Annotated in this window: 3 protein-coding genes and 2 riboswitches; all 3 genes read left to right on the forward strand. The window is 61.8% G+C overall.

The window, feature by feature from the left end; all coding sequences use genetic code 11:
* Window positions 1-123 precede the first annotated feature (123 nt).
* Window positions 124-215, forward strand: a riboswitch (glycine riboswitch).
* 15 nt (window positions 216-230) lie between these two features.
* A riboswitch (glycine riboswitch) is annotated at window positions 231-341 on the forward strand.
* Between the two features lie 56 nt (window positions 342-397).
* Window positions 398-1,483 carry a glycine cleavage system aminomethyltransferase GcvT gene (gene gcvT, locus VMV64_RS03390; RefSeq protein WP_325328546.1) on the forward strand — a complete coding sequence of 362 codons (1,086 nt, stop codon included), beginning with the start codon at window positions 398-400 and terminating at the stop codon, window positions 1,481-1,483.
* A gap of 10 nt (window positions 1,484-1,493) precedes the next feature.
* Window positions 1,494-1,883: a glycine cleavage system protein GcvH gene (gene gcvH, locus VMV64_RS03395; RefSeq protein ID WP_325328547.1), complete on the forward strand. Its 390-nt coding sequence runs from the start codon at window positions 1,494-1,496 to the stop codon at window positions 1,881-1,883.
* A gap of 74 nt (window positions 1,884-1,957) precedes the next feature.
* A partial coding sequence (gcvPA, locus tag VMV64_RS03400) for an aminomethyl-transferring glycine dehydrogenase subunit GcvPA (protein WP_325328548.1) occupies window positions 1,958-2,788 on the forward strand: 831 nt, incomplete at its 3' end.

Below are 2,788 nucleotides of genomic sequence, written 5' to 3' on the forward strand. Positions count from 1 at the left end.
TGCCTCGTCGGCCACGCATTGCAATTAAAGGGGCCAGGATCACATTAAATACCGAACATCACGCCTCTCCAATCCCTCCTCCTTGTCACGGCAAGCGCGCTTAAGGTATAGTTCACGCTGCTAAAAACCCATGCGGGAGAGCGTGCGAAACCATCCGCACCGCCGAAGGCGCAAACACCCGTAACCGCTCAGGCATCAGGAACCGCATGGAAAAGAGCCTGCTCGCAGGCTCCGGCAACTCTGGAGAGCGACGGCCTGGCAGCTTGCTAGCGCCGCCCACCGAAGGGGCACGCGATGGCGATCATCGTAATCTCTCAGGTATCAAGGACAGAGGGGTGAAACCGAATAACCGGCTTCACCCTTTTTTCATATTCAGGCCCGGGAGCGCTCGACAATAATGCTGAAACAGACACCACTCAATTCACTCCACCGCGCCATGGGCGCCCGCATGGTCGATTTCGGCGGCTGGGACATGCCGGTCAATTACGGCTCGCAGATCGAGGAACATCATCAGGTGCGGCGCGATGCCGGCATGTTCGATGTCTGCCATATGCTGGTGGTGGACGTGACCGGCACCGGCATCCGCGAGTTCCTGCGCTACCTGCTCGCCAATAACGCAGACAAACTCAAGGAACCGGGCAAAGCGCTCTATTCCTGCATGCTCAACCCGACCGGCGGCGTCATCGACGACCTGATCGTCTACTTTATGCGCGAGGACTGGTTCCGCATCGTAGTCAACGCCGGCACGGCGGAAAAGGATGTGGCGTGGATGGAGCAACAGCGTGCCGCCCATGCGCCGCAACTGACCATCAAGCCGCGCCGCGACTTGGCGATGATCGCGGTGCAGGGGCCGAATGCGCGGGAAAAAACCTGGCAGGCGATTGCCGGATCGCGCGCCGCGACCGAATCGCTCAAGCCGTTCCAAGCTGCCGAGTTCGCCCAGTATTTCATCGGCCGCACCGGCTACACCGGGGAGGATGGCTTTGAAATCATGCTGCCGGTGGCGGAAGCAGGCAGCTTGTGGCAAACCCTGCATGATTGCGGCGTCGGGCCGATCGGCTTGGGCGCGCGCGATACCCTGCGCCTCGAAGCCGGCATGAACCTCTACGGCCAAGACATGGGCGAGGACGTCAACCCGCTCGAGGCCGGCCTGGCTTGGACCATCGATCTGGTCAGCCCGCGCGACTTCATCGGCAAGCAGGCGCTGCTGGCCAAGCCGCCAACCATGCACATGCTCGGGCTGGTCCTGCTCGACAAGGGCGTGCTGCGCGGCCACCAGAAAGTGATTACCCCCCTCGGCGAAGGCGAGATTACCAGCGGCAGTTTTTCGCCGACCCTGAACCTGTCCATTGCCTTCGCCCGCATGCCGCTGGCCGTGGCCGTCGGCGATACGGTGCAGGTCGAGATTCGCGACAAGCGGTTGAATGCCAAAGTGGTGAAGCCGCCCTTCGCCCGCAACGGCAAAAGCCTGATAACTATTTAAGGAGAGAAACATGAGCATTCCCGGCAATCTGAAATACACCAAATCCCATGAATGGGCCCGGCAGGAAGCTGACGGCACGGTGACCGTCGGCATCACCCACCATGCCCAGGAACTGCTCGGCGACATGGTGTATGTGGAAAACCCTGCGGTTGGCCGCCAGCTCAAAGCCGGCGAAGAATGCGCGGTGGTGGAGTCGGTCAAGGCCGCATCCGACGTGTATGCGCCTGTCGCCGGCGAGGTGGTTGCCGCCAACAGCGAGGTGGCGGATTCGCCCGAACAGATCAACCAGGACGCCTACGCCGCATGGATGTTCAAGATCAAGCCGGCCAACCCCGCAGACCTCGGCGGCCTGCTTGACGCCGCCGCCTACCAGACGCTGGTTGATAGCGAAGCACATTAATTCGGAAAAGCGTGAGGAGGCGCACCCCCGGGCTCCTCACTCTTCACTCCTTACTCCTCACTAGAGAGAGAGATATGCCTTTCATTCCTCATACCGAAGAAGACATCCAGTCCATGCTGGAGGCCATCGGCACCGATTCCATCGAAAACCTGTTCGATGAGATTCCGTTTGCGCTGCGTGCAGAAAAGCTCGCTCATGTTCCCGAGGCGATGAACGAGATGGCCATCGGCCGCCTGATGCAGGAACGGGCGGAGCAGGACGGACGCTACCTGAATTTCATTGGAGCGGGCGCTTACGAACATCACATTCCGGCAGCGGTTTGGCAGATCGCCGGGCGCGGCGAATTTTACTCCGCCTATACGCCTTATCAGGCCGAGGCGAGTCAGGGCACCTTGCAGTTGCTGTACGAATTCCAGACCATGATGGCCTCGCTCACCGGCATGGACGTGTCCAACGCGAGCCTGTACGACGGCGCCTCCGCCTTGGCGGAAGCGGTGCTGATGGCGGTACGGGCGCACAAATCATCGCGCCGCATTCTGGTTCCCGCCTGCGTCCACCCGATCTGGCGGCAGGTAGCGGATGCGCTGGTGAAGAACCAGGGCATCGAGCTGGTTGCCGTGCCTTACTGCACCGGCGGCGGCGATACCGTCGCGGAATCGCTGAAGCGCTTCGAGGGTGGCGATTTCGCCGCGCTGGTGATCCAGCAGCCGAACTTTTTCGGCGTGCTGGAAGAGGTGGATGAACTGACGAACTGGGCGCACGCTCACAACATGCTGGTGATCGGCGCGGTCAACCCGGTTGCGCTCGGCCTGCTCAAGGCACCCGGCCAGTGGGGCGGCAAGGGCGCCGATATCGCGGTCGGCGAGGGCCAGCCGCTGGGTGCGCCGCTTTCGTCGGGCGGACCC

The sequence above is a fragment of the Sulfuricella sp. genome (assembly GCF_035531155.1).
Taxonomy (GTDB): domain Bacteria; phylum Pseudomonadota; class Gammaproteobacteria; order Burkholderiales; family Sulfuricellaceae; genus Sulfuricella.

Coding starts and splice junctions, on each gene's coding strand:
- gcvT (WP_325328546.1), top strand. CDS start 398: ATGCTGAAACAGACACCACTCAATTCACTCCACCGCGCCATGGGCGCC.
- gcvH (WP_325328547.1), top strand. CDS start 1,494: ATGAGCATTCCCGGCAATCTGAAATACACCAAATCCCATGAATGGGCC.